General features: G+C 69.7%; 4 protein-coding genes. All 4 read right to left on the minus strand.

Features of this window, described 5'->3' with window-relative positions; translation table 11 throughout:
- Nucleotides 1–105 precede the first annotated feature (105 nt).
- Nucleotides 106–2,040, minus strand: a complete 1,935-nt coding sequence (gyrB, locus tag ACY5KJ_RS16865) for a DNA topoisomerase (ATP-hydrolyzing) subunit B (RefSeq protein WP_462188014.1) — start codon at nt 2,038–2,040, stop codon at nt 106–108.
- Between the two features lie 330 nt (nt 2,041–2,370).
- Nucleotides 2,371–3,162: a DciA family protein gene (locus tag ACY5KJ_RS16870; protein WP_462188013.1), complete on the minus strand. Its 792-nt coding sequence runs from the start codon at nt 3,160–3,162 to the stop codon at nt 2,371–2,373.
- Nucleotides 3,152–4,351, minus strand: coding sequence for a DNA replication/repair protein RecF (gene recF / locus ACY5KJ_RS16875; RefSeq protein WP_462203817.1), 1,200 nt, complete (start codon nt 4,349–4,351; stop codon nt 3,152–3,154). Before recF ends, ACY5KJ_RS16870 begins: the two co-directional genes overlap by 11 nt.
- Nucleotide 4,352: 1 nt before the next feature.
- Nucleotides 4,353–5,561 (minus strand): DNA polymerase III subunit beta, encoded by a 1,209-nt coding sequence (gene dnaN / locus ACY5KJ_RS16880; RefSeq protein WP_462188011.1) that lies wholly within the window; start codon nt 5,559–5,561, stop codon nt 4,353–4,355.
- Between the last annotated feature and the right edge of the window lie 240 nt (nt 5,562–5,801).

The following is a 5,801-nucleotide window of genomic DNA, read 5'->3' on the forward strand; positions in this document are numbered from 1 at the left end:
GGATCCGGAGCCCTCCGTTCGCCGGGTCGGACCGTCGGGATCGCCGCGCCCGGACCGACCTGAGGGCCACCCGACGACCGATCCGAGGCACGCGACACGGCCGGGTCAGATGTCCAGGAAACGCACGTCCTTGGCATTACGTTGGATGAAGCTGCGACGCGCGTCGACATCCTCACCCATGAGCACGGAGAACAACTCGTCGGCGACCGCCGCATCGTCGAGCGTGACCTGCAGCAGGATGCGCCGGTCCGGGTCCATGGTGGTGTCCCACAGCTCGGTGGCGTTCATCTCGCCGAGACCCTTGAATCGCTGGATGGCATCCTTGGGCAGCTTGCGCCCGGACTCCACCCCGCGGGCGACCAGCCCGTCGCGCTCCCGGTCGGAGTAGGCGTACTCCCAGTCCTCCCTACCCCATTTGATCTTGTAGAGCGGCGGCTGCGCCAGAAACACGTGACCGGCCTCGACCAGCGGGCGCATGAACCGGAACAGCAGCGTCAGCAGCAGGGTCCGGATGTGCTGGCCGTCGACGTCGGCGTCCGCCATCAATACGATCTTGTGGTAGCGCAGTTTCGCGATGTCGAAATCGTCGTGGATGCCGGTACCCAGCGCCTGGATGAGGGCCTGGACCTCGGTGTTCTTCAGGACGCGGTCGATGCGGGCCTTCTCGACGTTGAGGATCTTTCCTCGCAGCGGGAGGATCGCCTGGAACTTCGAGTCCCGACCACCCTTGGCCGACCCACCCGCCGAGTCACCCTCGACGATGTACAGCTCGCACCGCTCGGGATCGGTGTACTGGCAGTCGGCGAGCTTGCCCGGCAGACCGGTGCCGCCGAGCAGACCCTTGCGCCGGGTCAGATCGCGGGCCTGACGGGCGGCGATGCGGGCCCGTTGGGCGTCGAGCGCCTTGCTGACGATAGCCCGAGCCTCGGTGCGGTTGACCTCGAACCAGTCCTTGAGCGCCGAGTAGCACATCTCCTGGATGAACTTCTTGGCCTCGGTGTTGCCGAGCTTGGTCTTGGTCTGGCCCTCGAACTGCGGCTGCGCGAGCTTCACCGAGATGATCGCGGTAAGGCCCTCCCGGATGTCGTCGCCGGAGAGCCGCTCGTCGCTGTTCTTGGCCCCGGCCTTCACCGGCTTGAGCAAGTTCTGGTCCTTGGCGTAGGCGTTGACGGCGCTGGTCAGCGCGGCCCGGAAGCCCTCCTCGTGGGTGCCGCCCTCGTGGGTGTTGATGGTGTTCGCGAAGGTGTAGACCGACTCGGTGTAGCCGCCGTTCCACTGCATCGCGAGCTCGGCCTCGATGCCCACGCCCTTCGACTCCAGCGAGATCACGCTGCGGTGGATGGTGTCCTTCGTGGCGTTGAGGTGACCGACGAAGTCGACCAGGCCGTTGGCGTACTTGTAGGTGACCGCCATGCGTTCCTCGTCACGCTCGTCGACGAGCGTGATCGACAGCCCCTTGTTGAGGAAGGCCATCTCCTGCAGGCGGCGGGCGAGCGTCTCGTACTTGTACTCGGTGGTCTCGAAGATCGTCGGATCCGCCCAGAAGGTGACCGACGTCCCGGTCTTGCGGGTGGTACCGGTCTTGGCCAGCGGCTTGTCCGGGCGGGTCGCCACGTACGGCTGGAACCAGACGTGCCCCTCCCGCTGGATCTCCACGTCGAGCCGGGTGGACAGCGCGTTGACCACGCTGACGCCGACTCCGTGCAGCCCGCCGGACACCGCATACGATTTGCCGTCGAACTTCCCGCCGGCGTGCAGGGTGGTCAGCACGACCTCGACGGCGGGCCGCTTCTCGGTGGGATGCATGCCGACGGGAATGCCGCGGCCGTTGTCGGTGACCCGCACCCCGCCGTCGGCAAGCAGCGTCACGGTGATGGTGTCGCAGTAACCGGCGAGCGCCTCGTCCACCGCGTTGTCCACGACCTCGTAGACGAGATGATGCAGTCCACGCTCTCCAGTGGAGCCGATGTACATACCAGGACGCTTGCGGACCGCGTCAAGACCTTCGAGAACCTTGATCGAACTTGCATCGTAGGCCACGCGACGGGTCCCCTCGTTCTGGGCGGAAGTATCCACCAGTCTACCCGGCAACCCGCCATAGCGGACGCAGGGAACCCCCTGACGTCTGCGCAGCGCCACGCACATGGGGATGGCCAACCCCCCCTACCGGACCGACTCCCCCGACCGCCTTGGCGCGCCTCCACGACTGTCACCGGCACCGCGACCCCGCGGAACCGTCATGATCATCCCAGTCGCCCCGACGGATACCACAGGCACGCTCCAGGCGCCAAGGGGCGCCTGGAGCACCGGGGCTACTGGAGAGCGCAGGGGCGCAGGGAGCGTCAGGCGGGCGCCAGCCGAACGCCGGTCTCAGCCGTAGGTGTCACGGGGTCCTCGACCGCCGGTTCGGATGGACCCGTGCCGCCAGGACGGCGCCGTCGGTCCACGCACGACGATCCGGCGGACCACGTGTGGACCGAGCTCCCGGTGCAGGATGCCGAGGAGCTGCCGGGACAGCATGCGCAGCTGGGTCGCCCAGGCCGTCGACTCCGCGACAAGTTCCAGCTCTCCGTCACGCAGGGACACCGGGGTGCAGTGGTCGGCGATGTCCGGCCCGACGATGACATCCCATCGGGCCAGGACGTTCGCATCGCTCGCCTGAGCCTTCCAGCCACGGGCCGCCAGCAGCCGGTTGATCGCCGTCCCGAAACCGACCGGTTCGCGCCATTCCCGGCCGGGCGGTGCGATGCCCGGCATCCGCGGCCGGCGGGGCATCTGGTCGTCCGACGGGTCGGCCCGCCGGGCACCGAGGCGGGCCCGAGAGCCCGGGCCCCACGGACCGCCCGTCCCGGTGGCGCCGGCGGATGCCTCCTCATCGGCCCACGTGCCGCCGTCAGCACCTGGCATCCCGCCACCGCAACCAGGGCCGGGTCCGGCCGGACCCGGCCCGGCCGGGTGGCGGGCGGTGTGGCCGGCGCCCCCCCGTCCCCGCCCACGCTCCCGCGCGTCCCGTTTGGCCTGGGCGAGGATCTCCCGCGCCAGGTCCGCTCCGCGGGCTGCGGTGCCGTCCGGCCCCTCGGTCTTCCCTCGGCTCCCGGCACCTCCCCGGGACCGCCCGGGCGCGGTGGGATGGTCCCGGGGGTCTGGGCGCTCAGTGGGCATGCTGGACCTCTCCGTCGGCGACGGCGTACCGCACCCCGGTCAGCTCCGTGGGAACGTCGGTTTCGACCGCGGCTGTGACCAGTACCTGCTCCGCGGAGGCGACGAGTTCCGCGAGCCGACCGCGGCGACGCGTGTCCAGTTCGGCGAAAACGTCGTCCAGGAGCAGGACCGGCTCGCGGTCATCGACACGCAGCAGGTCGAACGAGGCCAGCTTGAGCGCGAGGGCGAGGGACCAAGACTCGCCGTGACTCGCGTAGCCGCGGGCCGGGAGCCCGTTGATCGACAAGAGCAGATCGTCGCGGTGCGGACCGACCAGCGTCATCCCCCGTTCGACCTCCCGCGGCCGGGCGGCCTCCAGATCGGCGCGGATCGCCTCCGCCAGTATGGTCCGATCCGGTGCCGCCGGACCCGGCCGACCTGCGCCCGGCTGCTCTGGCTGGCCCTGTGGACCGGGTGGACCGGGTGCAGGCAAGGTGTCCGGGAGGGTGACGCTGGAACGGTAGTCCAGCGCGGTGGCGGACTCGGCGTCGGCGACGGCCTCGTACGCCGCGGCCACGGCCGGCCGCAACGCATCGACGAGTGCCAACCGCGCGGCCAGCACCTCGGCGCCATGCGTGGCCAGGTACCCGTCCCAGACGTCGAGGGTGCGCAGATCTCCCTGCCCCCCGGCTCGCCGGGCCGTCCCGGCGGTGCGTAGCAGGGTCGATCGTTGTTTGAGGACCCGGTCGTAGTCGGCGAGGACCGCGGCCATCCTCGGGGTCCGGGCGATCAGCAGCTCGTCGAGGAACTGACGACGCTGCGCCGGATCCCCCTTCACCAGGGCCAGGTCCTCCGGGGCGAACAGCACGGTGCACAGCAGACCGACGATGTCACGCGGCCGGGCGACGGGAGCCCGGTTCAACCGGGCCCGGTTCGCCTTTCCCGGAACGATCTCGATCTCCACCAGCGCGGCCCGGTCACCCCGGACGATCCTGGCGCGGATGACCGCCCGAGACGCGCCGTCACGGACCAGCGGGGCGTCCCCGGCGACCCGGTGGCTGGCCAGCGTGGCGACATAGCTGATCGCCTCGATCACGTTGGTCTTCCCCTGGCCGTTACCACCCACGAAGGTGGCCACTCCCGGACCCAGCGTTAGGTCAAGAGCTGGGTAGGACCGGAAGTCGACGAGGGACAGGTGCGTGAGGTGCACGTCACCCGTGCAGGCGGATCGGCATCAGCAGGTACCGGTAGTCGGGGACCTCGCCGTCGTCGTCGGCCTTCCGGGTCAGGATCGCCGGCTTGTTCGCCGCCACCGCCGGGTCCTCCGCGCTGGCGAAACCGACCCGTACGACGTCCGACTCCAGCGCCCCGAGCGCGTCGAGCAGGTACGACGGGTTGAACGCCACAGACAGCTCCGGCCCATCGTAGGTCACCGGGAGGGTCTCCGTTGCCTGCGCCTCACCGCCCGTTCCAGCCTCCAGCACGAGGTGGTCCGGGGAAAACGTCAGCTGCACCGGTGCGGTCTTCGCAGCGACCAGCGCCACCCGTTTGACAGCCTCCTGCAACGGGGCGATCTCCAGCTGCGCGATCAACGGCGAGCTGTCCGGCAACAGCTTGCGGTAGGGCGGGAAGCTTCCGTCGAGCAACCGGGTCGTCGTCTGCCGGGTCGAGCCGGCGAAACCGGCCAGCGTCTCGCCGGAGGGCCCCGCCCCGAGCGCGATGGACACCTCCACCCCTGAACCCGACAACGACTTCGCGGTGTCGAGCAAGGTGCGGGCCGGCACGAGGGCGACCGTGACCGGTGTGGGCGGGGGGCTGTCCGCACTGGTCACACCGCCCGCACCGAGCCCGGCGGCTGTTTCCGACGGCCGCCACTTCAGCGTCCGCACGGCGAGCCGGTAACGGTCGGTCGCGGCGAGGGTGAGGGTGTCCCCCTCGATCTCGAGGCGGACCCCGGTAAGGACCGGCAGCGTGTCGTCACGACCGGCCGCGATCGCCACCTGTGAGACCGCCGCAGCGAACGCGGATCCCTCGATGTGCCCCGTGATCGGGGGCATGGCCGGAAGGGCTGGGTAGTCGTCCACCGGCAGCATCGGCAACGCGAACCGAGCATTGCCACAAGTGATCACCAAACGGGTGCCGTCGATGCCCAGATCGACCGGTGCCGCGGGCAGCGCCCGGGTGATCTCCGCGAGCAGTTTGCCGTTGACGAGCCCGCGCCCCTCCTCCGACACGGTCGCGTGCACCGTGCACTGGGCGGCCACCTCGTAGTCGTACGCGGCGATCTTGAGCATCGGTCCGGTCGCGTCGAGGAGCAGGCCCGAGAGCACCTGCAACTGGGTGGTCGGCCGGCTCGGCAACGTGCGTGCGGTCCAGGCGACCGCTTCGGTGAATTCATCCCGTTCCACCCGGAACTTCATGGTTAGGCCTCCTGTCGTTCCCTCCGGTTGTTCGGAGTCACCCCGCAGGGAACACCGACCAGCATCTCAGAGTGCCAGCAGACGCCGACGAGCGGTCGGCCGCGCTCCGGGCGCTTGCCTGGGGTCCAGCCGCGGCACGTAGATCGTTCGGATCCGGGCTCGAGCCGTTGTCCACACCCCCTAGGGCCTGTTTGGGAAGTTCATCGGGGCAGCCATTTGTTGATCGCGGCGATGGTGGCT

Source organism: Frankia sp. CcWB3, from assembly GCF_977927595.1.

What these genes read in the sequence shown, in the direction of transcription:
- ACY5KJ_RS16870 (WP_462188013.1), bottom strand. Translation starts at nt 3,162, where the DNA reads ATGCCCACTGAGCGCCCAGACCCCCGGGACCATCCCACCGCGCCCGGG.
- dnaN (WP_462188011.1), bottom strand. Translation starts at nt 5,561, where the DNA reads ATGAAGTTCCGGGTGGAACGGGATGAATTCACCGAAGCGGTCGCCTGG.